This window comes from Bacillus sp. AFS023182, from assembly GCF_002560575.1.
In the GTDB taxonomy this organism is placed as follows: domain Bacteria; phylum Bacillota; class Bacilli; order Bacillales; family Bacillaceae_G; genus Bacillus_A; species Bacillus_A arachidis.
Genome location: NZ_NTRO01000020.1, coordinates 79,830 through 103,529 on the forward strand (window position 1 = coordinate 79,830; position 23,700 = coordinate 103,529).

Genomic DNA, 23,700 nt, shown 5'->3' on the forward strand with positions numbered 1-23,700 from the left:
CAAGTATTTACATGTATTTTGTCTTAGTGTACTATTTAACTAGTACACTAAGACAAAAGGAGGGGGGAAATGAAAATTGAGTTTTCTCCTAACATACCGATTTATATTCAGGTGATGGAATACATAAAAAAAGAAATTGTAACAGGTCATTTATTACCTGGTGAAAAAATTCCTTCTGTACGCGAATTAGCGAGTGAGTTACAAGTCAATCCAAATACAATTCAGCGTACATTTCAAGAACTAGAGAGAGAATGGATCGTTGTAACACGCAGAGGAATGGGAAGATATGTAACGAGCGAAGGGGAGAAAATTATGGAGCTGCGCAAAGGTATGGCGAAAGAGTTGCTTCATTCTTTTATAAATGGAATGGATAATTTAGGATTTTCAGAAGAGGAAATTCTCTCGATTCTTCGTTCTTCATTGGAAGAGAAAAGGGAGGAGAAATGATGATGAACTTGCTCGAAATTAAGGAATTATGGAAGCGATATGGGTTAAAGGCAGTCATTCGCGATGTAAATCTAGTGATTACAGAAGGGAAAATCATTGGTCTTGTTGGCGATAACGGCAGTGGTAAGACAACATTATTAAAAATGATTGCAGGTTTGCAGCATCCTTCAGAAGGGAATATCAAAATTGCAAGAGAGAATGTAGGCTTAGAAACAAAAAAAATTGTTTCATTTATGCCAGATCGACCAGTATTTGATGAATGGATGACTGTAAAGGATGCTTTATTTTTCTATCGTGACTTTTATCCAGACTTTGATATTCAAAAGGCGGTTGATAAGGTCGCTGAATTTAAAATACCGCTGGAGGAAAAGATTACAGCTTTGTCAAAAGGAATGGTTGAGAAACTGCAGCTTATTTTAACATTTTCAAGAAAAGCGAAACTATATATATTAGATGAACCGCTTGGCGGGATTGATCCTGTTTCACGGGAGCATGTGCTAGAACTTATTTTGCAGTTTTATCGTGAGGATAGTACGATTTTAATTTCTACTCATTTAATTGGTGAAATTGAAAATATTTTTGATGAAGTTATTTTTTTGAAGGATGGAGAGATTGTACTACATGAGAATGTAGAAGAACTTCGTTTTAAAAGAGGGAAAGCGGTGACTGAATTGTTTAAGGATGTGTTTGGAAAATGAGTCAAACCCTTCGATATTTATACAATTGTAATAAAAAGAAGATATGGGCGATTTATTTTGGATTTATTACTATTTCATTAATTCTATTATTTAATATGAAGGGATGTACGGGAGTAAGGTTTTCAAGTAGACAAGATATAACATTAATCATATTTATATTCTTATTTTGTATAACTGCATTTTCTATCTTCTTACTAGCGCTTTCTTCTTTCCGACAAATAGTAAGAGGCTCTATGATTTGGTATGCAGCAATTCCATCAAAGAAATATATATACGCGAATTTGTTATTATTTGTAATCATGTTTAGCTTGTTGTCTTTAATAGGAATTGCTTTTTTACATTTTCTTTCCATAAACATATATGGGAATAAAGCAAATGGAGAGGTACAGCAAGCCATTAGTAGCTTATACAATTATGGCCTATTACACCACCTGTTCTCCCTCTTCTTATGGATTATAGATTTAGTAAGTACATTAGTTTCTCTGTATTTCATAATCATAGTTGTAAAACTATTTAATTTGAAATCTTCATTAAATAAAATGTTATTTATCGTTTTATTTGTTGTTTTCGGTGGAATTCAGTTTTTTATAACTAATATGATAGATAAAATAAATATATATGTGTTTTCGATAAAAAATGTTGGGGTAATAGATAAAAATGGCTTTTTTGAAACATCTTTTTATTTGAGTGATACTTCAAATATTTCTTATCTAATTTTTAATTTATTATCAATTTATTTATTGGTGGTAATAACAAGTCATATCATCGATAAAAAACTAGAAGTCTAAAGGGGGAACAATCATTGGGAAACGTAGTAGTAAAATTAGAGAATGTCCATAAAAAAATAGGGAAAAACGAAATTATTCGTGGTCTTTCGTTTGAGGTATGTGAAGGGGAAGTATACGGATTTCTTGGTCCAAATGGGAGCGGGAAAACGACGACAATTCGGATGATGACCGGTCTTATTGCAATGACAGAAGGAGATATTACAATTTGTGGTCATAGCATTCGTACAGAACGTGAGAAGGCGTTAGAACACATTGGGGCTATTGTCGAAAATCCGGAATTATATGATTATATGACAGGGATGCAAAATGTAAAGCATTTTGCGAATATGGCAATTAAGCCGATTAGTAAAGAACGTATTACTGAAATTGTAAAACTTGTGGAGTTAGAGCATGCCATTCATAAAAAGGTAAAGACATATTCACTTGGAATGAAGCAACGTCTTGGAATTGCACAAGCACTTCTTCATAATCCGAAAGTTCTTATCCTAGATGAGCCAACAAACGGATTAGATCCAGCTGGTATTCGTCAAATTCGTGATTATTTACAACGATTAGCGAAAGAGGAAAATATCGCTGTCATCGTATCGAGTCATTTATTAAGCGAGATTGAACTGATGTGTGATCGTGTTGTTATCATTAAGAATGGTCAATTTGTACAAGCATATAACTTACATGAACAAGCGAAGAATGATGAAACGGTTGCTGTAACTTTTGAGGTGAATCAGATTCAGCGTGCAAATGAAGTGATTAAAGGTAAAGTGCAAGAAAATGTTGTTGTTGTCTCCGTAATGAAAGAAGAAATTCCGCAGATTGTGAAACAACTTGTGCATTCGGATATTCTCGTATATGGCGTTACAGTGCAAAATAAAACGTTAGAAGATGAGTTCTTAGCGATTACCGGGGGAGTGAAAGCATAATGTTAAAATTAATTCAAAATGAATTATTAAAGTTACATGCGAAAAAAGGGATGTATATATTGATAGGTGTGATTGCTACGTTAGAAATTCTTGGTGCTTTTGTAATGGTGAAATGGGGGGAAGCGAAAGATCTTAAAGGAACCTATCTAGATTATACGATGACAGATACAGGTATAGTTATTTTATTTGTAACAATCTTTGGTATTACCATTGCATCGCGAACGATTACTGATGAATTCCAAAAAGGAACAATTAAGCAGCTGTTAATTCGCCCAAGAAAAAGGATTATGATTTTATTTTCTAAATATGTTTCGGTTTTATTAACGATGCTTTTTGTTATCGTTACAGGTACCTTAATTACAATGGTTATGGGTGCAATCGTTATGGATGGTGGTAAAACAGAATTAACGCTAGGGGTATTGTTTAAAGCGCTCTCATATAAACTTGTGTCTCCATTCTTCTTTGCAACACTTTCCTTCTTCTTGGCAAATGTTTTTCGAAAATCAGTATTACCATTAATCATTGCACTGTTTCTATTCTTCTTGCAAGGAGCAATTAGCATGATGCTCATGATGTTTGTTAAAGGAGTAGCTAAGTTTGTTGTATTCTCGCATTTAGATTTAAGTATATATGATGGTAATAAACTAATTAGCGGTGGTGCTACACCACCATTTACAGAATTCACTTTTACAACATCATTACTGCTCGTACTTGCTTATTTTGTAGTGTTACTTGTTTCATCAAGCGTACTATTTCAAAAACGCGATGTATTATAAACTGCTAATATATAGGAGCAGGTAAATGGAATCAATGTAATATTTGTTACGACAACAGGTGCATAATCCTCTTTATTCCTATTATAATAATATATTTTGGGAAAATAGGTATAAAAAAACGACATTTAACATTAAAACAGAAAATCTGATAAAGAAGAAATTCCGAAAAACAGATTTCGTATTATATAGTTTAATAGATATATTATGTAAGAGTAAACTGAGAAAAATAGGAAGAATTTTGATGATATTCATATTACAATATAACTATGAATATCATCTTGGGGGTGTTTTATATTCAGTACGCATTTTCACGTATACGACTTCGAAGTTTTTTTGCATGGATGATTTTAGGGATGTTAGTAACGGTGCTGCCGCTGGACATTATGGGAGCTTCAGATAGTGTCATGGATGTTGCGGTGCAAATTTCGGTGTTTTTTGTATTTCCACTATTATGGTTATATTTTAAAACAAGAAAAAACAATATTATATTTACTAGTTTCTTTGATAAATCTTCACGATTAAACTGGAAGTTGATTGTAATTGCAACTGCAATGGGAATGATTTTTTCATTCGGTGTATCTTTTATTCAATTTTACATACTAGCACATATTTTTCCTGATTTCTTGGTTGACATGTTGAACGATAATGGTGTGATTGATATGAGCAGTATTTCTACACAGATATTCGGTGTCATTTCAGCATGTATTTTTGCACCAATCATGGAAGAAGTCATTTTTCGAGGTTTCTTCTTACAGCGTATGACGTTTAAATGGGGAATAAAACGAGCTGTGATTGTGTCCTCCCTTATTTTTGGTTTAGGTCATTTTGATATCGTTGGTGCTTTTGTATTCGGTGTTGTGATGTGCCTTCTTTACATTAAAACGAAAAATATATGGACGAATATTGCTGTTCATGCATTGAATAATTGTATTGCAACCACCATCCAATTAACGAGTGGAGAAGGAACAGACGATGCTATTTCGATTGCTGAATTACAAGGACAAAGTAATTTATGGATTGGACTTATTGTGATTCTTATCAGTTTACTATGGTTAGTACCTTTTATTCGAAAAAATTGGCGAACTGTAAAAGAAGTAGGAGTACCGTCTCTTCGTTTCATCAATGAAGATAAGGCCTCTATACCATTACAGAAAAATGAAACATATAGTCAAGTCATTGTAACAGATCGACTCATGGCGGTAGAATTGCCGGATGAAGCCGTGAATCAGTTAGCACTAGAACAGAATGATTATGTAACGGTTACGGTAGAGGATAATCAAATTATTATAAGAAAAGCAAAATAGTAATAAAAGTATAAGAAACGAAAAGGCAGCTCTCCAATATTACTAAGGAGAGCTACTATTTTAATGGATAACAATTTCAACGTGAAAGTTGTTACCGTGTTTTACATATTTAATATCTGTGACTGTACGAACTGTTTTTAAAATTTCCACCTTTTCCCCAATTCGAGGGATGGTGGGAACATTGTCCCAAATGCCAAGTAAATCATCTACTTGAGTTGTTTTTTCGTAAAACCCAATTTTCAATGTAATGCCCCTTTCTCGAACTTTATGTATTTTAATACATAATAAATCATTTTTATTCTTTTTGTAAGGGGTTTTTTATGGAATTTTGAATAAAAATTAATTTTATTTTTCTGGGAAAATGTGTTCGATATCAGGAGTAAGGGATACTTCTGATAATACGATATGAGAAACGGTTGTTGCATATGAAGAAACATCATTAATAAATTCTTCAAGTTCAACTAATGACGGGACAGAAATTTTAACGATATAACAAAGGCTTCCTGTTACGCGATAGCAAAAGCTTGCGGATGGATACGATTGAATAAATTGTTGCATGCGCGTTGTATCACCATTTTTTAAGGTTATTTCTAAAATACAGTCTAAAACGAGTCCAGCTTTTTTATAATCAATATCAATTGTATACTTTTGAATGACGCCTTCACTCTCTAATTTACGAACACGTTCTGCAGTAGAAGGTGCGGATAAATTTACTCGTTTTGATAATTCCCGCATAGAGAGACGACTATCATTATATAATTCATTTAAAATTTTACGATCAATACGATCTAATTGCATTTGTAAATATACCTCCAATAAACTAATAATTTTTGTAAAGAAAATATATAAATTAAGATTCATATGAAATGTAAAACGGGTCCATTTTATTTTACAATAAAATAGAAAGGAATAGGGGGAGAAATGATGGAGAGAATTTCATTATCAGATGCAGGAGAAACAAAGTTTCAAAAATTATTAGGGCATAGCCCAGCTATATTACAATCTTGGAGTACACTTGAAAGGACCTTATATGAAAAGGGAAGTCTTTCTGAAGAGTTAAAGGAGCAAGTACGGAGAACACTTGCGTTTGGAAATGAATGTATGTATTGTATGGCAAAGGGAAAACCAGATGATGTACAAAAAATAGAGGAGATTAGTACCGCTGTTACTTTTGCACATGTATTTGTACATAATCGTTCAGCGATAGATGATAAGATGTTTGATGTGTTAAAACAGTATTGGAGTGAGGTAGAGATTGTAGAACTCTGTGCATATATTTGCTTTATTACAGCTTCACAACAACTTGGATTTTTATTTCAATTACAGCCAGGAGAATAGGAGGAGAAGTAGTGAATCAACCAGCACTAATTATAATTGATGTACAAAAAGCGTTTAATCTCCCGTACTGGGGAGAGCGAAATAACCCTTTAGCAGAAGAAAATATGAAGCGTTTATTAGAAGAGTGGAGAAGAAGAAGGCTACCAATATTTCATATTCAGCATGTGAATAAAGAAAATGTAGAGTCGATGTTTTATCTAAGTGCAGAAACCGTTCACTTTAAAGAAGAAGTCCAGCCATTACAAGGTGAAATTGTTATTCAAAAGAGTGTGAACAGTGCATTCATTGGAACTGATTTAGAAAAGCAATTAAACGAAAAAAACTGCGAGTCGATTGTTATTGTTGGATTAACGACGAATCACTGTGTCGAGACAACAACTCGGATGGCTGGAAACTTAGGATTTTCAACGTACTTAGTAAGTGATGCGACAGCTACATTTAACCGAAAAGGACCAGATGGAGTAAAATATTGTGCTGACGAAATTCATAATATGACACTAGTGAATCTGCATGAAGAGTTTGCTACTATTGTTACAACATTGGAGACAGTAGAGAAGATAAGGTTGAGTCAGTTAAATTGATACTATTTTAATAAAATATTTGAATAATTATGTAGAAAAAAATAAGAATATTTTGTATAATCAAAGTACAATTATTTTGAAACAGGGGTGGCAGCATATGGAGCAAATTCCAGTAAAGAAAATAGAAACAGTACTTGTTTTAGCAGAAGAGGATAAACAAAAACAAAAGGAATTTTATGAATTGTTGCTAACAACTCATTTTTATGTTGCTGGATCTATAGAGGCGGATGATTCTGCATCAGAAGGAACACTTTGTTTGCGTTATTTCCAAGGAGAGGGTAGATGGATTGTACCATTCTTTACACAATTAGAATTTGTGAAAGAAGTGTTGCCGGAAGAAACGCCCCTTATTACGATACGTGGAAAAGAATTGTTTGAAAATCTAGATAAAGAAGCAACAGCGGTATTGAATGTTGGTACGGAGATTAGTAAAACATTTATTCCAGAAGAAATTGCGGATATAGCATCTGGAAGAATTTTCAATTATTATCAATAAAAGAGTAAGTGTTGAAATTACTTTTTTGCAATTAACACAGCATAACAAAAAGGAAAAGCGATACATACTTTTCCTTTTTTTGTGTAAATAAAAAATTGCATCGAACACTTCTATTTATCGCAATATTGGTCAGTAACAAGGCTAATAATTAATGAAGGGGAAGAAAAACATTACGGATTAAAAGTTCATTTTATATGCATGTTACACCAGAAGGAATAGAAAATGTATTTTTTTCCGTATTTATTGTAGCAGTCACACCGAGTGGTATTCCGACATTTGGTTGTACATGCCCAATAGGAAGACCGAATAATACAGGAATATTGTATGGTGCGAGATAGTCATACAATATGTTTTGTAATGATAGGGACTGCTTTGAGGTAATACAGTTATGGCAGCTTGTGAATACAATCCCTGCACACTCATTCAATTTTCCTGCTAAATGTAATTGGTTGAACATGCGATCAATACGATACGGCTCTTCTCCAACATCTTCAAGTAATACAATTTTATTTGCTGTATAGATTTCATAGGATGTACCTAGTGTACTTACCAATACGGTTAAATTGCCTCCAGTTAATGGTGCAGAAACAATGCAGGTAGATGTGGCATTGATACATTCTGCTGCTTGTAAAATAGTAGAATACGGATGGAATAGTTGATTGAAAGAGGAGAATGAGAGAGAATCAATTCCTCTGCCTAATTCCTCAATCATCGGTCCATGGAAGGTAACAAGTCCTGTATATTGTGAAAAAGCAATATGCAAAGAAGTAATATCGCTATACCCCCAAAAAATTTTGGGGTTATTTTGAATGAGTTCATATTGAATATAAGGGAGAAGACGACCGCTCCCATATCCACCTCTTGCGCAAAAAATAGCTTTCACTTTAGGGTTTGCAAATGCTTCGTGTATATCATGAAGGCGGATTGCATTATTTCCAGCTAGATAGCCGTATTTCTCGTAAACACTTTGACCAATTATTACGGATAGACCCATTTTTTCCAATACTTTTTTTCCTGTAAGGACCTGTTCTATTACTGGTGGTCCTGCTGGAGCAATAATCATTACCGTATCGCCTTGTTGTAAGGCAGTTGGTTGAATCATGTAAATCTCCTCCTTCACTTTCAATATATTCGTTTATAGCCAGTTCAATCCTATTAAAAGAAGGAAAAACTTGTTGAAACAAGAAGGTATAAGAGGGGATAGGAAGGGAGAAGAATGATGTTTACAAGCAGAGTAACTGATATATTACAAATAAAATATCCAATTATTCAAGCGGGCATGGCAGGAGCAATTACGACACCAGAACTTGTTGCGGCTGTAAGTAATAGTGGGGGATTAGGAACACTTGGGGCTGGCTATATGGGTCCAGAACAAATTCGTCAATCTATTTATAAAATACGAGAGTTAACAGATAAGCCGTTCGCAGTCAATCTGTTGCTTACGAAGGAAATACAAATTGAAGAAGAAAAAGTACAAACAGCTAGAATTTTATTAGCGTCGATACGAAAAGAATTAGATATTGATGAGTATAATCAACCCTTGCAACTTCCGAAAAGTTATAAAGAACAACTACAAGTGTTAAGGGAAGAAAAAGTTCCAGTTGTCAGCTTTGCATTTCACACGTTAGAACAAGAGGAAATGGCATTATTGAAGAAAGAGAACATAAAGATAATTGGCACAGCTACAAATGTAGCAGAAGCGAAGGTGCTTGCTGAATTAGAGGTAGATGTAATTGTTGGACAAGGTAGCGAAGCTGGGGGACACCGTGGGACATTTATTGGAAATGAGCAAGATTCTATGATTGGTACATTTGCATTAATTCCACAAATGGTAGCCGCAGTACCACATATCCCAATTATAGCGGCAGGTGGTATTATGAATGGACAAGGTGTTGTTGCAGCTTATGTATTAGGTGCAGAAGGCGTTCAAATGGGATCTGCCTTTTTAACAAGCGAAGAGAGTATTACACACGATGTGCATAAAGAAGCAGTATTACAAAGTACAGATACAAGTACAACTGTAACAAGGGCATTTTCTGGGAAATACGCAAGAGGTATTCGGAATATATTTATAGATCGGCATGAGGGAAAAGAAGGCGGTCTCCCCATGTATCCAGTGCAAAATGTATTAACTTCGAAAATACGTCAAGAAGCAGCAAAACAAAATAAAGGAGAATATATGTCACTTTGGGCTGGACAAGCTTCCTCATTAGCAAGAAAAGACTCAGCAGAGCAAATTGTTAAACAGGTGATTGAAGAAGTAGAAGTAACGGTAAACAAATTGCAAGATGCATACACAAAAAGACCACTTGAATAAATCAAGCGGTCTTTTTGTTAGTTTGCTTTATAAAATTGCTGGATGGCTTGGTCGATGTATACCCAACCTTTCCAGCCTAAGTGCATATGATCTTTTAAGAAGTACTTGTCATACTCATGGTTTGAGAAGTCAGCAATTGGATAGCCAGCTTGCTGAATTTGCTCATGAACTTTCTTATAGTATAATTCGCGTCGTTCTTTCGGGAATCCAGCATAATCATACCAAGGGCCTTTTACAGGAACAGAAATGAAGAGTGGTTTTGCACCGGATTGTTTTAATAAATCAAGCGCAATTTGTAAATCTTCATATTCTGGAGAGTTTTCATAAGAATCATGTTTTAAGTAACCTTTGCGTTGTTTCAATTTCTGTTTAATTTTGCTATTGAAATAACCATCCTCGATACCATATTCATTTGATTGAGATTCTAATTTACCAGTTTGATCTGCCTGTTTACGTACTTCTTCCCAGTTCATTTGTTTCAATGAAGGATCAAGCTTTTCTTTATGCGGTTTAATATCGAACATTGCTGTAAATATGTCCTTACGATCTAATATATTGCGGTAAAGATAAGCGAAAGGTTTCGCAGCAAGTGCTTTTATTTGATGCTTCGTATCATCATAGACAATACCTTCTAAAGATGTTTTTAATAGCGTTTCTTTCTTTACAATTTCAAAGTTCAATAAACGCTTTGCAATCTTCTTTTTCATTTCAGGCTTTAAATCATTGTTAAAAATGAGGTGGTAGCCTTGTTGTTTTGAAAAGTTAGGTGCAAAGTGTGTTTCATCAATTCCCTGTGGTACAAACCACTGTGGTGAAAGGACAAAAATCATTTTTTTATCTTTTAATTGATCCATTGTAGATGCAAAGTTTAGCACATGGACAAGGTCCTGTGTTCCGCCACGACCAAGAAGGAATGGCGTGAATCCTGCGGGTTTTACTTTAAAGTAATTGGATGGGTGAAAAGCATCCATTCTTGCAAATTCCGATGAACCATACATCGGAAGGTATTTCGGATCTTCTAACATTTTTTGCTGTAAAACCATACTTTGTATTTTCTCTGGTTTTAGAGAAGTTGCCGCTTCCTCTACTTTTTTATCACTTACAAGTGGAAGGAGAAAGCGTGTTGGAATAAGTAAGAATACAGCAAAAAGGGCCAATGCTAAGAGCATCGGTCCAAAGGTTGCTTTTTTCATCGGATTTCTTCCAACTTTTTGATAATCATGTTTGGTGTTGCCCACTCATCACGATCAAAATCAGAAATAGATACTTCGATATCTAGACGTTCTTGGAATTCTACTAATAAAGATACTGTACCGAAAGAATCAAGGATACCTTCTTCAAATAATTGTACATCTGGATTTTCTTTTACAATATCATTTTCACAAACTTCTTCTAAAATATCTAATACTTGATCTTTAAATTCTGCCATTTTTAAAATCTCCTTTATATCCGAAATATATTATGTGTAACTTCTTAGCTGTAAGAAAAGAAGTTATTCATTAAAAGTATCTGTTAAGGTGACCAGAGAAGATTAGGAAACCGAAACATACGAAATGGAACGTAATTACAATTGCAAGGACATGCATGAATTTATTATTTGGCCAAAACTTATGCTTTTTGTTTTTTCGTTCAAAAATATCAAACAAAATAAACAGAGCTGCATGGTATAGGCCGTAAATAATGTATTGATATACATGTTCACCTAAAATGTGCCATACGCCCATAATGAAAAAGTTTAAGAATGCGCCGATATATGAAATCGTATATCGATTTTTAATTAACTTTTTCTTTGTTGCAAAAAAGACAAAGCGCATATAAATAAAGTCACGGAACCAGAAAGATAGGCTCATGTGCCAACGGTTCCAGAAATCTTTAATGTTGCGACTGATGAACGGTTTATTAAAGTTTTCTGGCGTTTTAATACCCATCATATAACTTACACCGATTACGAATGCACTATAACCAGCAAAATCGAAGAATAGGTATAAACTATAACTATACATATAAATAACATTAGATAAAAACGTATCTTGATTTGCAAATACTGCATCAACAAAATGCTTCTGTAGTAAATAAGCAATTATAAATTTATACAGAAACCCTTGGAAAATACGGTTCATCCCTGTGTATAGTAATTGTTGATATTCTTCAGCACTTGGCGGTTTTTGAATATCCTTTTGGAATCTTCGATAACGATCGATAGGTCCAGTTGAGATAGCTGGGAAGAACAGAACGAATTCCCAGAAGTTAAAGAATGTGAATTCTTTAATTAAACCATCACGAACTTCAAACACCATTTGTACGGCCCTAAATGTCACATAAGACATACCAAGGAAAACAATGAACTTTAGTTCAGGTACGAATGGTGCGATTTTTGCTAACACTAGTGGCAAAATCGATAAAATAACAGCCATGCAAAACATGAACGTATTATTATTTTGTTTTCGTAATAGTAAATAGCCTTTAATCAGGATGTATTGCCAAATGATAAATACTGCCAACATCAACGCTTGCTTTGGTTTATCAGAGAAGATAATTGCAAGCATAACTAATGTTAGAACAGCATTATATTTGCGCAACATTTTACCTTTTAATCCAGCTATAATAGTAGGTATTAATAAAATGCCCACTATGGCGAAAAAATAAAATGATCCGTATGCGGTCATGCTGTAACCTCACTCAATAATTTTTTGCGATCTACCTTTCCATTTGGTGTCATTGGAATAGAAGATTGATACATGAATTTTCTTGGAATCATGTAATTTGGTAATCGCTCATTGAGTTCTTTTTTGATTGCAGATGTTAATTTGAATTCTTTTTCAAATGAATGCTCTCCTGGAACAACAACCGCTAATAAGTAATCGTATTTCTCACCTTTTTTAATGGGAATTACGACAGCTCCTTCTACATAAGAGCAACCGCGAAGGTGATGTTCGATTTCTTCTAATTCCATTCGATAACCATGTAATTTAATTTGGAAATCAAGACGACCATTATAGAAAAGAAGACCATTTTCTACATAGCCAGCATCACCTGTTTTGTAGGCACGTTCGCCATCAATAACCGTGAATGCTTTGTCTGTTAATTCAGGGCTTCCTAAATATCCAACACTTACGCTTGGACCAACGATTACGATTTCACCTTTCTCACCATCTGGCGCAATCGTACCATCTTCTTTCATAATAAGAATACGGCAATCAGATTTACAATAGCCAACTGGAAGTGATTGATAGGCATCAACGACTTCTTGTGTAACATGAATACCTGTTACAGCTACAGTTGCTTCTGTTGGACCGTACGTATTCATAATTGTTGCTTTTGGGAAACGTTCAATTAGTTTTCTTGCAACGTCATTTGATAATACTTCACCGCAGAATAAGAATGTTTTCATGTTTGGTAGCATACTTTCAGAGAAAGATGGCTCCATTAAACACATTTCTGCAAAAGATGGTGTGGATGTCCATACTTGTACATCAGATTGTTCTAAAGAAGCAAACAAGTCTTTTGGACGTGCAATCATATCTTTATCAATTGCCCAAAGCGTACCACCTGTTACTAACGATGGATAAACATCCATCACAGATAAATCGAATGAGAAAGGTGCTTGGTTTAAGAAAACTTGCCCTGTTTGTAAGTTGAAATCTTCGACCGCCCATTTTGTAAAACTTACAAGACAATTATACGTAATTTGTACACCTTTTGGATTACCTGTGCTCCCTGAGGTGTAAATAATGTAGAAGTTTTCATCATCTTTTACCGCATGAGTAGGGTTTGGTGTTTCTCCTTTATGAGTAAAGAGAATATCTTTTAAGTCGTTTTCAGATATGATGCGAACTGGTAAATCAGTTACTGTTACTTCTACCGGTGATAGAAGTAATTTCGCACCAGAACTTTCAGCAATACGTTGTACACGATCAGCTGGAATAGATAAATCTACTGGAATGTAAGCATGTCCAGCTTTGACACACCCTAAAAAGCTAGTGATCATCTCTGGCTGCATATGGCCATAAACCATAATTGGTGAGCGATCATCGGCATACTCAGAAGAAATCCAATGGGCTAGTGCATCGGAGTCTTCCTTTAATTGTCTGTACGTAATTTTCGCATCTCGCCAAACGAAAGCGGTTTGGTCTGGAGTTTCAACTGCCCACTTTTCGATTTGTTCTAATAACTTCATAACGTTCCCACCCTAAAATTCATTGTAAATAAATGTGCTTGTGTTTGTATCATGGAAACCATACAACCAAAGCAAAGCAAATAAAATTGCAAGGTAATAAAAAGTTTTTGCAAACCATTGTGTGAGTGGTCGAGACCATATCTCTTTTAATCTTTCCATGTCTTTCCCTCTCTTATGAAATAGTAACTGTATGTAGATATCATATCCTACATTGTTGTGAAAAAAACAAAATTCCACATTTTAGGTAAATATAAGACAAAAAGGCTCTTTTTTGATAGTAGCACTAAATACTAAAAAAGAAAATCCCTAACTTAGCAATTATATTACATTCTATATGAATTTGTAATGGATTTGTCTTTTTTTAAATAAGCAGGGAATAAATAAAGCGTTTTTATAAATGAAAATCTTACAAGAAAATTGAATTATCACAGTGAAATAAGAAATGTGAACAATAAAAAAGGAGGTCGTCAGGAATGGAGCATGTGAATAAAGGATGGCCGACATACGTGTCAGAGGAAAATATTATAAAGTGGCGGAGGCATCTTCACCAATTTCCTGAGCTATCATTCTATGAAGAAAAAACTTCACAATTTATATATGATACATTGTGTTCATTTTCAGCTTTCGAGGTGACAAGACCGACGCCATATAGTGTGATGGCAAAGAAAAAAGGGCATAAGACTGGAAAAGTTGTAGCAATTCGTGCAGATATGGATGCATTGCCAATTCAGGAAGAGACGTATAAAGCATATGCATCACTTACTCCAGGAGTTATGCATGCATGTGGGCATGATGCCCATACTGCTATTTTATTAGGCACGGCAGAAGCACTAGGGAACATGGATGAGGAGTGGGAAGGAGAAATTCGCCTTTTATTTCAGCATGCTGAAGAAGTGTATCCTGGCGGGGGACAGGAAATGGTGAAAGCAGGTGTCATGAACGGGGTAGATTATATTATCGGTTTGCATGTTATGTCTGGATTAGAAACGGGAAAGATTGGGATTGTATATGGACCGATGATGGCTGCCCCCGATGTATTTACAATAGAGGTAAAAGGAAGAGGAGGGCATGCTGCTAGGCCAGAAGAAACGGTAGATCCGATAGCAATTGGTGCACAAATTATTACAAATTTACAGCATATTGTCTCTAGAAATACAGGCGCTTTTATGCAAAGAGTTGTTTCAATAACACAATTTCATGGGGGAACAGCGGATAATATTGTTCCTGATACAGCATATTTGATGGGAACAGTTCGCTCTTTCGATCAAGCATTGAGAAAAGAAGCAGAGGAGAGGATTGAGCAAATTGCTAAGGGAATTACAGAGGCACATGGTGCAACGTATACGTACGCATATCGTTATGGATATGACCCGGTAATCAATGATACGTTTATTACAAAAATAGTAGAAGAAAGCGCGATAGAGTTGTTTGGAAAAGAGAGAATTGTAAAACTTGCTCCTTCAATGGGAGGAGAAGATTTCTCTGCATATTTAAAAGAAGCACCAGGCTGCTTTATTAAATTAGGAACTGGAAATGAGAAAACAAACACTTGTTATCCCCACCATCATCCAAAATTTGATGTGGATGAATCAGCTTTAATTAGTGGGGCAGAGCTATTTTTACGGGCGACAATGAATTTACTAAAAGCTTAAAAATAAAAAAGGGCAACTGCAATTACTGCAGTTGCTTCTATTTCTTTCCGTTAGAGAGGGCTGAGAAAGAACTATGCTCATTTATAGTATATGAACTGTTACCGGACAAGCTTGTACTTTTTCATTATTTTTTCAAAAAAAACATTGACTTTGATAATCTTTTTCAATTAATCTAAATGCATAGTTGAAATTGATAATTATTATCAATTAATTAACAGGCGGTAGAATGGATGAGAGAAATGAAATAATATTCCGCTTTCGACAATGGGAAATGAAAGATAAAGATATAGTATGGTAACGGCGAATAATCCGTGCTGAATATGTAGATGAGAAAAACAAATAACACAGAAAAAATAGATATAATCAAGGGAGAGAGCCAGTTGGGTAAATGTGTAATGATTTTTGCAAGTATGAGTGGAAATACAGAGGAAATGGCTGATCATATAGCTGGAGCCATTCGGGAAACAGGAAATGAAATCGAAGTCATTGACATTATGACGACGCCAGAGGCTTTTATATTAGAAGAATATGATGGAATTATTTTAGGAGCATACACGTGGGGAGACGGTGAACTTCCTGATGATTTCTTAGATTTTTATGATGAAATGGAAGAAATTTATTTAACTGGTAAAAAAGCAGCGGTATTTGGATCTTGTGACTCTGCTTATCCGAAATACGGAGCAGCTGTTGACATTTTAGAAGAAAAATTACGAGAGCGCGGTGCTGAAGTTGTAATGGAAGGGCTAAAAATAGAATTAACGCCAGAAGATGAGGATGTAGAGAAATGTCTTCAGTTTGGTGCTGAATTCATAAAACACCTTTCTTAATGGCGAGAGGGAGATGAAGATGGGTGCAGGGGAAAATATCAATTAAAACGATGGCAGATTATCATTTATATGATTTTATGCGTTGTCCGCATAAGTTTTATTTTCGCCATATAAAAAGAAGAGAACCTTCTTCATTTGAATGGCAACAAATGGTTCAAGCGATTGTAAATCAAATTATTATTGATTACTACACATCACCCGTAGAAAAACAAACAACAATGCTTCTGTTAGAACGATTAGAGAGACATTGGGGGAATGTGCGTATTGATATGTTCTCTTCTAAAGCGGAATATTATATTGTTCTCGCAAAGTTAACGGACCATTTACTACAGTTTGTGAAGAATGACGCAAGTAAAATACCACCTTTATTTTTATATGAGAAGTTACAAACCTATATGGAAGAGCTAGGGGTGCATATTTCATTAACGTTTGAAGTGGGGGAATGGTCTACAAAATCGTTTGTAATTAAAAAGTATGTTGTTGATGCAAATGAAGAGATGCTAGCTCTTTTTCAAAAGCTTACAGCAGTGTTTAGTTACAAAGCTTTTGGAATTCTTGCTGAAAGAATTGAAATTGTTAATTTAATAGAAGGAACTAGGTATGAATATGTTCCAAAAGAGAGAGAGATTGTGGACGGAATGAAGGATTTATATAGAATGAAAGAGATGTTACAGCAACCGGACTGTACACAGAACGTACAGTTCGTTCTGAATGTATTGGATGTACCTTTCGTAATGAATGTAAAGTAGACGAGGTACAACATCTACCAGTTCGAAAAAATTCTATATTTCATTAAAAAAGGGTGCAAAATTGTATCCCTTTTTTGTTATTGACATGAAAAGCTTTTCATCATTTACGGTATAGATGTAGGGGAACTTGTGAAGGGAGAAATGATCAATGAAAAATGAAGCGAGAGTATTTCAGTGGTTACAAGAACAACAGGCTCCTTTTTGGATCCAATTGCAGATTTTGCAGGCGTTTCAAATGTATAAATTAATTATAGAAATGGATAAAAAATTAATAATCTATGAGGAAAAGGCGAATAGAGAAAGAAATGAATTTATTCCCTAAAGTATAGTTTGTAAATGTCTTCGATTTTTCTGTACCTCTTGTTCATTATTTGTTTCAAAGCTGTAAACAAGGTTATGGAGTAATGGGCTATATTGATAAAATTGCATGACACGCCTAAAGAAAGTTGAATCATGGTGGGGAGTGAGAGCACAGTATTGTTTATAGATGTCATTTGTAAATTTACTACCAAAATCACTATATAATCCAGCAAAGTCAAAGGCAGGATCTCCAATTTGAGCATCACCAAAATCGATAATACCAGCAATGCTTCTTTTCTCCTCATCAAATAAAATGTGATGATGTGTAAAGTCAGCATGGATCATTGCTTTTTGGAAATCAGATGCATGCATAAGTTCAAAAAAATCTTCAAATAAACAATCAAAAGCTTTTCTTTCTAACGATGTAAGCGTGTGTGCAAGATAATCGTGTAATTTCGTTTGAATCTCTCGCCAATATGAGATAGGCTTCTCGATATCAAACTCCCATTTTATAGCATGTTCTATTGGGATAGTATGTAAAGAAGCAAGAAAGGTAGCAAGTTGTGTGATTACTGTTTCACGTTCTTTTACAGTTAATCTTTCTATTGTTTTTACTGTTAGTGGTTCTCCGTGAATGAGTTTATAGTAACTACAAAATGGAATTAAATCTGATTTGTTTTTATATAAAACATGGTAGTTAGGAACTTCTACCTCTTGTAATGATTGAGAAAGTCTCTTGCACAGCTCTTTTTCGCAAGGTATTCGCCATGCATACTGGGGATTACGTGGAAAACGAAAGAGCCATTCCTTGTTAATGATAATGGCTACATTATCCCAGCCATTATCATTTTGTTCATAAGAGTGTATGGTGATACTTGGTAGCGCTTGTTCTATATGTGTCCTGTAAGAGTACATATAACTTTCCTCATTTCTCTCCTTGATTCGTTCGTTTTATTTTATAATAACAGAATTTTCTTTCTTTGTGATAAGATAATATAAATGATGGAATAGAGAGGGTAAATGATGCGAAAGAAAAACAAAAAGATGGCAATGTGGATATTGTTCGTTTGTGTTTTGTTTTTAGGAATGTATAAAATTCAAGCTTTTGCGAAATTTAAGCAGAAAAGTGAGTATCAGATATCTGAGGAATTAAAGGGAAAAGAAGTAAAACAGCTAACTTTTGATGAAAAGAAAAAAATCGGTGAGTATTTTATTACAGCACAATTATCTGTTTTTGAGATTCAGGATAAAGAGGAGATAAAAAAGATAGGGATGGAAATATTTTCGGAAGATCATATAGAGAGCGGTTATGGACAATTAATAAGAAATTATTATCCAAATCGTTTTCATACTTTAGAGTATAAATTTTCTAATGAAGAAATATGTGAAGAATCTGATGAAAGTTTTACTTACTGTGCCATAGCTTATGTTTCAGGTATTGAGAATGGTAAGAGAGATGAAATGAGTTTAAACTATGAAATGAAGATTGTAAAAGAGAAGCATACATTCAAGATCGCAGAGCAGCGGCAATATGTAGAATGAAACATCCTCAGAAACTGAGGATGTTTTCGGTTTTTACAGTATTCTAAAAGAAGTCTCTTTCCTTAAACACTTGCAAGAAAGGGGACATTCATAGGTTCTCGTTTTGTTGTCCAATTTCTTTTTTGGCGATTTCTAGATTGCCTTGTTCGACTTGCTTATGCGCATTTACAGAATCACCAGCATAACCTTTTTGTGTTTTTACAACTCTTTTAGAGAAAGTTGGGGATTGCTTTGTCATAATATAGTTCTCCCTTCATTAAAAGTAGACAAAAATAATAAGTACAAGTAATATTGCTCCGAAAATACCAATTCCAATTAAAAACGAAGTGGAAGTGTTTTTATATTGAGATGGCTCATGAATATCTTGCCTATATCCAGGTGAGATTTCAGGAGCAAATTCTTCATCATAGAGCTGCTGTTTTTTCTTTTCATCCATAGATTTACACCTTTCTTTTTCATTATGTTACACGTTTAAAGAGGAACTATGCATGATGAAAAAAGTCGCTACGATTAGCGACTTTTTTGTGAGGTATATTTACGTTGTACTTGAAAGAGACGAACAAGAAGAAAGGTAGCGCCAAATGCTAGCCCTATAATAAGACCAATCCAATAACCTTTAGCTGCCCAAGAGGTATAGGTTGCTAATATATAACCGAGTGGCAGACCGATGATCCAGTAGGCAATTAGTGTCATTATTAAAGCAACATTTACATCTTTATAACCACGGAGAGCACCTTGCACGGGAGTAGCGATTGCATCGGAAATTTGAAATAAAATCGCAAAAATAAGGAACTCTTTTGCTAAATCATGAACAGCAATATCTGTTGTATAAATAGATGCAATTTGATCGTCAAAGAAAAAGAGTAGAATAGAATATAATAAGGCAAAAGTGAGCGCCAAACTAATTCCGATAAAACTGTATTGCTTTGCATTTTCAGAGCGGTTTGCTCCAACTTCAAAGCCAACTGTAATTGTTAGGGCCATCGCTAAACTTAAAGGTGTCATATATAGAAGCGAAGCAAAGTTCATCGCCGCTTGATGTGCAGCAATTGTTGTTGTACTAAAATTACTCATCATAAGTGTAACGGCGGCGAAAATGCTCGTTTCAAAAAAGATGGCAAACCCGATAGGTACTCCAAGCTTTAATAATTCTTTCCAACTTGAAAGAGAAAGGCGGTATAAGCGCCTAAAGATACCGAAAGATGTAAATGGTTCTTTCGTACTGATAATAATAATGGTAATAAATAAAATGCACCAATATGTTGCGGTAGAAGCAATTGCTGCACCAACGCCTCCTAGTTTCGGAAAGCCAAAATTCCCAAAAATAAATACATAATTTAAAATGACGTTAATCGGTAAGGAAAGTAATGTAATCATCATCGTTGTACGTGTTTTCCCTAATGCATCAATAAATCCACGCAATACAGTATAGACAAATAAAGGAATAATACCAATTGCAATAATACTTAAAAATTGAGAAGCGATGTGTTCAACCGGCGGTTCTAAATGCATGCCTTTTAAAATGGGTGAAACGGCAAAGAAGCCGATGAGAATAACGAGTAAACTTACTCCAATTGCTAAATATACGGCTTGTATTACGATATGAGGAACAGCTTTTTTTTGTTTTGAGCCAACAAGCTGAGCAATAATAGGAGTAGTAGCCATTAAGATTCCTGTTAGTCCAGTACTAATCGGAATCCATACGCTTGTTCCAATTGCAACCCCGGCTAAATCAGTAGCGCTTGCGTGTCCGGACATTGTAGTATCAAAAAAGCTCATTGCAAATAAAGACATTTGCGTTATAAAAATTGGGAAAAATAGTAATACAAATTGTTTTATTTTTTGTAAGAATGAATGTGTTTCTTTCATAAAAGCTCCTTTCTACGCGAGACCAAACTCTTTCTATCATACAATTTAATAAGAAAATAGAAAAGAAATACACATATGTGAACGTATTGTTATATTTTGAACGGTTGAAAAAAAAGATGCACTTTGAAAATAGATGAGGTATTATGATAAGGTGTGAAAAAAGTATATATAAGGTATTAAGGAGGCACTATCCGTGGCTGATTGGTTAATTGGTTTAATCATGGGAGCTGTTGAGGGGTTAACGGAGTTTTTACCCGTTTCATCAACAGGACACATGATTTTAACAGGACATTTAATAGGGTTTGATGATGATAGAGCAAAAGTATTTGAAGTTGTCATCCAATTGGGATCGATTTTAGCAGTTGTTGTTGTATTTTGGAAACGTTTATGGTCATTAGTTGGAATTGGAAAGGTAACACAAGGGCCATCTTTAAATTTATTACATATCATTATCGGTATGATTCCAGCAGGTGTACTAGGTGTTTTATTCCATAGTAAAATTAAAGAAGTTTTATTTGGACCAGGACCCGTTGTTGTGAGTTTAATCGTTGGTGGTATTTTAATGATTGTAGCTGAGAAGTTTTCACGACCAAGTACAGCAAAGACATTGGACGAGATTACGTATAAACAAGCATTCACAATTGGCATGTTCCAATGTTTAGCGTTATGGCCAGGATTTTCACGTTCTGGATCTACAATAAGTGGTGGATTATTAGCTCGTGTATCTCATACAGCAGCAGCTGAATATACATTTATTTTAGCGGTACCTATGATGGTTGCAGCATCAGGATTAGATTTAATTAAAAGCTGGGACGTATTAAGTTCAGCAGATATCACATTATTTGCAACTGGTTTTATTACAGCTTTCCTTGTAGCAATGCTTGCGATTGTTTCATTCTTAAAATTATTAGCTCGTGTAAAGTTAACACCATTTGCTTATTATCGTTTTGTGTTAGCTGCGGTGTTCTATTATTTCTTCATTATGTAATAAAAAAAACTGCCATTGGCAGTTTTTTTATTTTACAATTTTTTCGATCATACTATCCATCACATGTGCCCAAAGTGATGTGTCATCAGCTAATGTAGCGCGGAAATTCGCATACATTTCTTTCTGTTTTTCTTCAAATTGTGGATCGTCTTTTTCAGGTAATGTAGCACGCATAGAAGTAACTAATTCTTGTACTTTTGGAGCGCGTGGTCCCCAAACAGCTTGTTCCTTTCCATCCTTATCAATAAAAATAAAGATTGGAATGGCACGTGCTGTTCCATTCGTTAAATATTGATCCATTAGTTCTAAATTTTCATCACGGATGAGTAATTTCATTTCAATATTGGAAACCTCACAAATACGTTTCATAACAGGTACGCAAAGAAGGGCGTCTCCGCACCAATCAGCGGTTAGTACAATAACGCGCCAGCCGTCATTTTGGCGTTCTTCTAAAACAGGAAGTAATTCGTTTGGAATTAAAAAGTTATTATAAATATGTAGTAATTCATATTGATTCACAGTCATGTTATTTACGTATGTATTAAAGGATATACCTTTATTGGCCCATTGTTGTAATGTCATATGTAACACCCCTTCAATATATTTTGCTTTTATTGTATCAATTTTTATAGAGAAAAGCTTGTAATCTTACTCTTTCTTTTTGTTATCAGTAGGCCATAATTTATCTAACATAAAAAAGACAAGGACAATGAGCAGTTCAGCTCTATTTGAAATTGTAATGCTTTCCATCCAATCATCTGCAGTGTGAATAACGAGCCAATCAAGTGAGATTTCGATGATAGAAAGCAGAAAAAAGGTGAGCCATTTTGGCATTTGTTTCAGTATTGGTTGTAAAAGTGCTTTAAAAAATAACATAAAAAAATGACTAACGCCATCCAAAAATAGGAGTAAAATAAAAAAGAAAAATAGTGCAGTTCTTGATGTATATTCAACACCGATGAGGCGAAAAACTCCAACATGTATAAAGAAGATAAGGGCAAAAACAATCATTATAAGAAGGGTAATACTACTAATAGCAATCGTTTTATCTTTGCTATTTAAATCTGAAAACTTCTCTTTATCTAGATTCATACTACACCTCCAAATAATTCGGGTTGCGGGATGGAAAATATTTCATAATCCATTATAGCATGAATATTTAATAAGAAACCAAAACAAAAAGGGGTGCGATTTATCGCATCCCTTTTTGTGGCTGATGTGAGCTTCAGCATGTTAGAAAAGCAACCTGTATCATTTATTTCCAAATGGATATTAAACGATACGTACTTTGATAAATAAAGAATAATTTTAACGGTGTCAATATGTATATAGATGAATTGTATAGGAAAAAAGGTGACAAAATGTAAAATATGAGGTAATATAATTCATAAAGTTTTTATTTAACTACATGAATTAAAAGGAGATGTAAGCGGTGTCTCATAATCGTGAACAATTAATGGAGGATTTATCTGCAAATGTTTTCGCTATGTTTCGTTCATTGCGTAATGATATCGGAAAAATTTTTGGAGATTACATACCATGGAATGAGTTTCTCGTGCTCCGTATATTAAATCGTAATGAAAAAGAAATGGTTTCTCGTGTAGCAAATGAACTACATGTATCAAACAGTCATATTACAGCTGTTACAGAAAAGTTAATTCATAAAGGTTTTGTGACGCGTTCACGTTCTACATCTGATCGTCGTGTTGTATATTTGGAAATTACGGAACAAGGAAAAGAGTTAGTTGAAAAAATGGAATTGGCAAAAAAGCAGTATTTAAAAGAAAGGTTTTCAGCACTATCTGAAGAAGAAATGCATGTAATGGTATCTATTTCAAAAAAACTTATATAGAAAAAGCCATATGAATTATAGCTAATAGAGGATCCTTCCATGTTTTGGGCAGGATTTTTTTATTTAATCGGTGAGTGCCTCA

Annotated in this window: 30 protein-coding genes and 1 pseudogene; 17 read left to right on the top strand and 14 right to left on the bottom strand. The window is 34.5% G+C overall.

Translation table 11 applies throughout. The features are described from left to right. Positions 1–69: 69 nt before the first annotated feature. The 6 genes from CN288_RS09445 to CN288_RS09470 all read left to right on the top strand — a co-directional run bounded on the left by CN288_RS09445 (position 70) and on the right by CN288_RS09470 (position 4,930). Positions 70–447 (top strand): GntR family transcriptional regulator, encoded by a 378-nt coding sequence (locus tag CN288_RS09445; RefSeq protein ID WP_098302189.1) that lies wholly within the window; start codon positions 70–72, stop codon positions 445–447. Next, positions 447–1,145: an ABC transporter ATP-binding protein gene (locus CN288_RS09450; protein WP_026591337.1), complete on the top strand. Its 699-nt coding sequence runs from the start codon at positions 447–449 to the stop codon at positions 1,143–1,145. The genes CN288_RS09445 and CN288_RS09450 overlap by 1 nt, the downstream gene beginning before the upstream one ends. Further along, positions 1,142–1,933 carry an ABC transporter permease gene (locus tag CN288_RS09455; protein ID WP_098302190.1) on the top strand — a complete coding sequence of 264 codons (792 nt, stop codon included), beginning with the start codon at positions 1,142–1,144 and terminating at the stop codon, positions 1,931–1,933. Before CN288_RS09450 ends, CN288_RS09455 begins: the two co-directional genes overlap by 4 nt. A gap of 14 nt (positions 1,934–1,947) precedes the next feature. Then, complete coding sequence (locus CN288_RS09460) at positions 1,948–2,850, top strand: ABC transporter ATP-binding protein (protein WP_090690924.1); 903 nt, start codon at positions 1,948–1,950, stop codon at positions 2,848–2,850. Further along, a complete protein-coding gene (locus tag CN288_RS09465) occupies positions 2,850–3,626 on the top strand; it encodes an ABC transporter permease (RefSeq protein ID WP_098302191.1) in 777 nt (258 codons plus the stop codon). The genes CN288_RS09460 and CN288_RS09465 overlap by 1 nt, the downstream gene beginning before the upstream one ends. 293 nt (positions 3,627–3,919) lie before the next feature. Then, on the top strand, positions 3,920–4,930 hold the full coding sequence (locus CN288_RS09470; protein ID WP_026591333.1) for a CPBP family intramembrane glutamic endopeptidase: 1,011 nt from the start codon (positions 3,920–3,922) through the stop codon (positions 4,928–4,930). A gap of 60 nt (positions 4,931–4,990) precedes the next feature. Here the strand turns inward: CN288_RS09470 and CN288_RS09475 are convergent, their stop codons facing one another. Further along, a complete protein-coding gene (locus tag CN288_RS09475; RefSeq protein WP_098302192.1) occupies positions 4,991–5,173 on the bottom strand; it encodes a DUF3913 family protein in 183 nt (60 codons plus the stop codon). 102 nt (positions 5,174–5,275) lie between these two features. Then, positions 5,276–5,728: an Lrp/AsnC family transcriptional regulator gene (locus CN288_RS09480; RefSeq protein WP_026591331.1), complete on the bottom strand. Its 453-nt coding sequence runs from the start codon at positions 5,726–5,728 to the stop codon at positions 5,276–5,278. Between the two features lie 123 nt (positions 5,729–5,851). Here CN288_RS09480 and CN288_RS09485 point away from each other — a divergent pair, with 123 nt between their 5' ends. The 3 genes from CN288_RS09485 to CN288_RS09495 all read left to right on the top strand — a co-directional run bounded on the left by CN288_RS09485 (position 5,852) and on the right by CN288_RS09495 (position 7,345). Next, entirely contained in the window at positions 5,852–6,268 is a 417-nt protein-coding gene (locus CN288_RS09485) for a carboxymuconolactone decarboxylase family protein (protein ID WP_231503918.1), read from the top strand. Next, the gene (locus CN288_RS09490; protein ID WP_035414773.1) at positions 6,265–6,849 is read left to right on the top strand and encodes a cysteine hydrolase family protein; all 585 of its coding nucleotides are present in this window, start codon (positions 6,265–6,267) and stop codon (positions 6,847–6,849) included. Before CN288_RS09485 ends, CN288_RS09490 begins: the two co-directional genes overlap by 4 nt. A 97-nt stretch (positions 6,850–6,946) precedes the next feature. After that, positions 6,947–7,345 (top strand): SseB family protein, encoded by a 399-nt coding sequence (locus tag CN288_RS09495; protein ID WP_098302193.1) that lies wholly within the window; start codon positions 6,947–6,949, stop codon positions 7,343–7,345. A 190-nt stretch (positions 7,346–7,535) separates the two neighbouring features. Here the strand turns inward: CN288_RS09495 and CN288_RS09500 are convergent, their stop codons facing one another. Beyond that, positions 7,536–8,447, bottom strand: coding sequence for a S66 peptidase family protein (locus tag CN288_RS09500; RefSeq protein WP_098302194.1), 912 nt, complete (start codon positions 8,445–8,447; stop codon positions 7,536–7,538). 117 nt (positions 8,448–8,564) lie between these two features. On the opposite strand from CN288_RS09500, the gene CN288_RS09505 reads away from it, so the two are divergent. After that, a complete protein-coding gene (locus CN288_RS09505) occupies positions 8,565–9,662 on the top strand; it encodes an NAD(P)H-dependent flavin oxidoreductase (protein ID WP_098302239.1) in 1,098 nt (365 codons plus the stop codon). 17 nt (positions 9,663–9,679) lie between these two features. On the opposite strand, the gene dltD is transcribed toward CN288_RS09505, so the two are convergent. From dltD to CN288_RS09530, 5 genes are all read right to left on the bottom strand, one after another. Next, positions 9,680–10,855 carry a D-alanyl-lipoteichoic acid biosynthesis protein DltD gene (gene dltD / locus CN288_RS09510; protein ID WP_098302195.1) on the bottom strand — a complete coding sequence of 392 codons (1,176 nt, stop codon included), beginning with the start codon at positions 10,853–10,855 and terminating at the stop codon, positions 9,680–9,682. Next, a complete protein-coding gene (gene dltC, locus CN288_RS09515) occupies positions 10,852–11,091 on the bottom strand; it encodes a D-alanine--poly(phosphoribitol) ligase subunit DltC (protein WP_003196126.1) in 240 nt (79 codons plus the stop codon). The genes dltD and dltC overlap by 4 nt, the downstream gene beginning before the upstream one ends. Before the next feature lie 70 nt (positions 11,092–11,161). Further along, a complete protein-coding gene (gene dltB / locus CN288_RS09520) occupies positions 11,162–12,328 on the bottom strand; it encodes a D-alanyl-lipoteichoic acid biosynthesis protein DltB (RefSeq protein ID WP_026591324.1) in 1,167 nt (388 codons plus the stop codon). Next, the gene (gene dltA / locus CN288_RS09525) at positions 12,325–13,839 is read right to left on the bottom strand and encodes a D-alanine--poly(phosphoribitol) ligase subunit DltA (protein WP_098302196.1); all 1,515 of its coding nucleotides are present in this window, start codon (positions 13,837–13,839) and stop codon (positions 12,325–12,327) included. Before dltA ends, dltB begins: the two co-directional genes overlap by 4 nt. A gap of 12 nt (positions 13,840–13,851) precedes the next feature. Next, positions 13,852–13,998 (bottom strand): teichoic acid D-Ala incorporation-associated protein DltX, encoded by a 147-nt coding sequence (locus CN288_RS09530; protein WP_003206349.1) that lies wholly within the window; start codon positions 13,996–13,998, stop codon positions 13,852–13,854. 314 nt (positions 13,999–14,312) lie between these two features. Between CN288_RS09530 and CN288_RS09535 the strand changes: the two genes are divergently transcribed. The 4 genes and pseudogenes from CN288_RS09535 to CN288_RS28695 all read left to right on the top strand — a co-directional run bounded on the left by CN288_RS09535 (position 14,313) and on the right by CN288_RS28695 (position 17,389). Next, entirely contained in the window at positions 14,313–15,491 is a 1,179-nt protein-coding gene (locus CN288_RS09535; RefSeq protein ID WP_441296552.1) for an amidohydrolase, read from the top strand. Positions 15,492–15,871: 380 nt separating this feature from the next. Further along, complete coding sequence (locus CN288_RS09540) at positions 15,872–16,318, top strand: flavodoxin (RefSeq protein ID WP_098302197.1); 447 nt, start codon at positions 15,872–15,874, stop codon at positions 16,316–16,318. Positions 16,319–16,341: 23 nt separating this feature from the next. Beyond that, positions 16,342–17,114 (top strand): annotated as a pseudogene (locus CN288_RS09545) (hypothetical protein). 101 nt (positions 17,115–17,215) lie between these two features. Next, positions 17,216–17,389: a hypothetical protein gene (locus tag CN288_RS28695; protein WP_026591319.1), complete on the top strand. Its 174-nt coding sequence runs from the start codon at positions 17,216–17,218 to the stop codon at positions 17,387–17,389. Here the strand turns inward: CN288_RS28695 and CN288_RS09555 are convergent. Beyond that, positions 17,386–18,282, bottom strand: coding sequence for an aminoglycoside phosphotransferase family protein (locus CN288_RS09555; protein ID WP_098302198.1), 897 nt, complete (start codon positions 18,280–18,282; stop codon positions 17,386–17,388). The two genes, CN288_RS28695 and CN288_RS09555, sit on opposite strands and share 4 nt — an antisense overlap. 105 nt (positions 18,283–18,387) lie before the next feature. Here CN288_RS09555 and CN288_RS09560 point away from each other — a divergent pair, with 105 nt between their 5' ends. Then, positions 18,388–18,909, top strand: coding sequence for a biotin transporter BioY (locus CN288_RS09560; protein WP_139265531.1), 522 nt, complete (start codon positions 18,388–18,390; stop codon positions 18,907–18,909). Positions 18,910–18,997: 88 nt separating this feature from the next. Here CN288_RS09560 and CN288_RS28700 read toward each other — a convergent pair whose 3' ends face one another. The 3 genes from CN288_RS28700 to CN288_RS09575 form a co-directional block, all read right to left on the bottom strand. After that, a complete protein-coding gene (locus CN288_RS28700) occupies positions 18,998–19,147 on the bottom strand; it encodes a hypothetical protein (protein WP_026591316.1) in 150 nt (49 codons plus the stop codon). 18 nt (positions 19,148–19,165) lie between these two features. Then, a complete protein-coding gene (locus CN288_RS09570) occupies positions 19,166–19,345 on the bottom strand; it encodes a 2-isopropylmalate synthase (RefSeq protein ID WP_098302199.1) in 180 nt (59 codons plus the stop codon). A 74-nt stretch (positions 19,346–19,419) separates the two neighbouring features. Beyond that, a complete protein-coding gene (locus CN288_RS09575) occupies positions 19,420–20,778 on the bottom strand; it encodes an MATE family efflux transporter (RefSeq protein WP_098302200.1) in 1,359 nt (452 codons plus the stop codon). Between the two features lie 193 nt (positions 20,779–20,971). Between CN288_RS09575 and bacA the strand changes: the two genes are divergently transcribed. Next, a complete protein-coding gene (bacA, locus tag CN288_RS09580; protein WP_026591313.1) occupies positions 20,972–21,766 on the top strand; it encodes an undecaprenyl-diphosphate phosphatase in 795 nt (264 codons plus the stop codon). Between the two features lie 27 nt (positions 21,767–21,793). On the opposite strand, the gene CN288_RS09585 is transcribed toward bacA, so the two are convergent. Together CN288_RS09585 and CN288_RS09590 are read right to left on the bottom strand one after the other, a co-directional pair. After that, positions 21,794–22,348 carry a thioredoxin family protein gene (locus CN288_RS09585; RefSeq protein WP_026591312.1) on the bottom strand — a complete coding sequence of 185 codons (555 nt, stop codon included), beginning with the start codon at positions 22,346–22,348 and terminating at the stop codon, positions 21,794–21,796. Positions 22,349–22,414: 66 nt separating this feature from the next. Then, the gene (locus CN288_RS09590) at positions 22,415–22,858 is read right to left on the bottom strand and encodes a YrvL family regulatory protein (RefSeq protein WP_098302201.1); all 444 of its coding nucleotides are present in this window, start codon (positions 22,856–22,858) and stop codon (positions 22,415–22,417) included. Positions 22,859–23,198: 340 nt separating this feature from the next. Here CN288_RS09590 and CN288_RS09595 point away from each other — a divergent pair, with 340 nt between their 5' ends. Then, positions 23,199–23,618 carry a MarR family winged helix-turn-helix transcriptional regulator gene (locus tag CN288_RS09595; protein WP_026591310.1) on the top strand — a complete coding sequence of 140 codons (420 nt, stop codon included), beginning with the start codon at positions 23,199–23,201 and terminating at the stop codon, positions 23,616–23,618. The last annotated feature ends 82 nt before the right edge of the window (positions 23,619–23,700 follow it).

Excerpts from the sequence above, each read along its gene's own strand:
- CN288_RS09445 (WP_098302189.1), top strand. The coding sequence starts at position 70 with ATGAAAATTGAGTTTTCTCCTAACATACCGATTTATATTCAGGTGATG.
- CN288_RS09450 (WP_026591337.1), top strand. The coding sequence starts at position 447 with ATGATGAACTTGCTCGAAATTAAGGAATTATGGAAGCGATATGGGTTA.
- CN288_RS09455 (WP_098302190.1), top strand. The coding sequence starts at position 1,142 with ATGAGTCAAACCCTTCGATATTTATACAATTGTAATAAAAAGAAGATA.
- CN288_RS09465 (WP_098302191.1), top strand. The coding sequence starts at position 2,850 with ATGTTAAAATTAATTCAAAATGAATTATTAAAGTTACATGCGAAAAAA.
- CN288_RS09480 (WP_026591331.1), bottom strand. The coding sequence starts at position 5,728 with ATGCAATTAGATCGTATTGATCGTAAAATTTTAAATGAATTATATAAT.
- CN288_RS09485 (WP_231503918.1), top strand. The coding sequence starts at position 5,852 with ATGATGGAGAGAATTTCATTATCAGATGCAGGAGAAACAAAGTTTCAA.
- CN288_RS09495 (WP_098302193.1), top strand. The coding sequence starts at position 6,947 with ATGGAGCAAATTCCAGTAAAGAAAATAGAAACAGTACTTGTTTTAGCA.
- CN288_RS09500 (WP_098302194.1), bottom strand. The coding sequence starts at position 8,447 with ATGATTCAACCAACTGCCTTACAACAAGGCGATACGGTAATGATTATT.
- CN288_RS09505 (WP_098302239.1), top strand. The coding sequence starts at position 8,565 with ATGTTTACAAGCAGAGTAACTGATATATTACAAATAAAATATCCAATT.
- dltD (WP_098302195.1), bottom strand. The coding sequence starts at position 10,855 with ATGAAAAAAGCAACCTTTGGACCGATGCTCTTAGCATTGGCCCTTTTT.
- dltC (WP_003196126.1), bottom strand. The coding sequence starts at position 11,091 with ATGGCAGAATTTAAAGATCAAGTATTAGATATTTTAGAAGAAGTTTGT.
- dltB (WP_026591324.1), bottom strand. The coding sequence starts at position 12,328 with ATGACCGCATACGGATCATTTTATTTTTTCGCCATAGTGGGCATTTTA.
- dltA (WP_098302196.1), bottom strand. The coding sequence starts at position 13,839 with ATGAAGTTATTAGAACAAATCGAAAAGTGGGCAGTTGAAACTCCAGAC.
- CN288_RS09530 (WP_003206349.1), bottom strand. The coding sequence starts at position 13,998 with ATGGAAAGATTAAAAGAGATATGGTCTCGACCACTCACACAATGGTTT.
- CN288_RS09535 (WP_441296552.1), top strand. The coding sequence starts at position 14,313 with ATGGAGCATGTGAATAAAGGATGGCCGACATACGTGTCAGAGGAAAAT.
- CN288_RS28695 (WP_026591319.1), top strand. The coding sequence starts at position 17,216 with ATGAAAAATGAAGCGAGAGTATTTCAGTGGTTACAAGAACAACAGGCT.
- CN288_RS09555 (WP_098302198.1), bottom strand. The coding sequence starts at position 18,282 with ATGTACTCTTACAGGACACATATAGAACAAGCGCTACCAAGTATCACC.
- CN288_RS09560 (WP_139265531.1), top strand. The coding sequence starts at position 18,388 with ATGATGCGAAAGAAAAACAAAAAGATGGCAATGTGGATATTGTTCGTT.
- CN288_RS28700 (WP_026591316.1), bottom strand. The coding sequence starts at position 19,147 with ATGACAAAGCAATCCCCAACTTTCTCTAAAAGAGTTGTAAAAACACAA.
- CN288_RS09570 (WP_098302199.1), bottom strand. The coding sequence starts at position 19,345 with ATGGATGAAAAGAAAAAACAGCAGCTCTATGATGAAGAATTTGCTCCT.
- CN288_RS09575 (WP_098302200.1), bottom strand. The coding sequence starts at position 20,778 with ATGAAAGAAACACATTCATTCTTACAAAAAATAAAACAATTTGTATTA.
- CN288_RS09585 (WP_026591312.1), bottom strand. The coding sequence starts at position 22,348 with ATGACATTACAACAATGGGCCAATAAAGGTATATCCTTTAATACATAC.
- CN288_RS09590 (WP_098302201.1), bottom strand. The coding sequence starts at position 22,858 with ATGAATCTAGATAAAGAGAAGTTTTCAGATTTAAATAGCAAAGATAAA.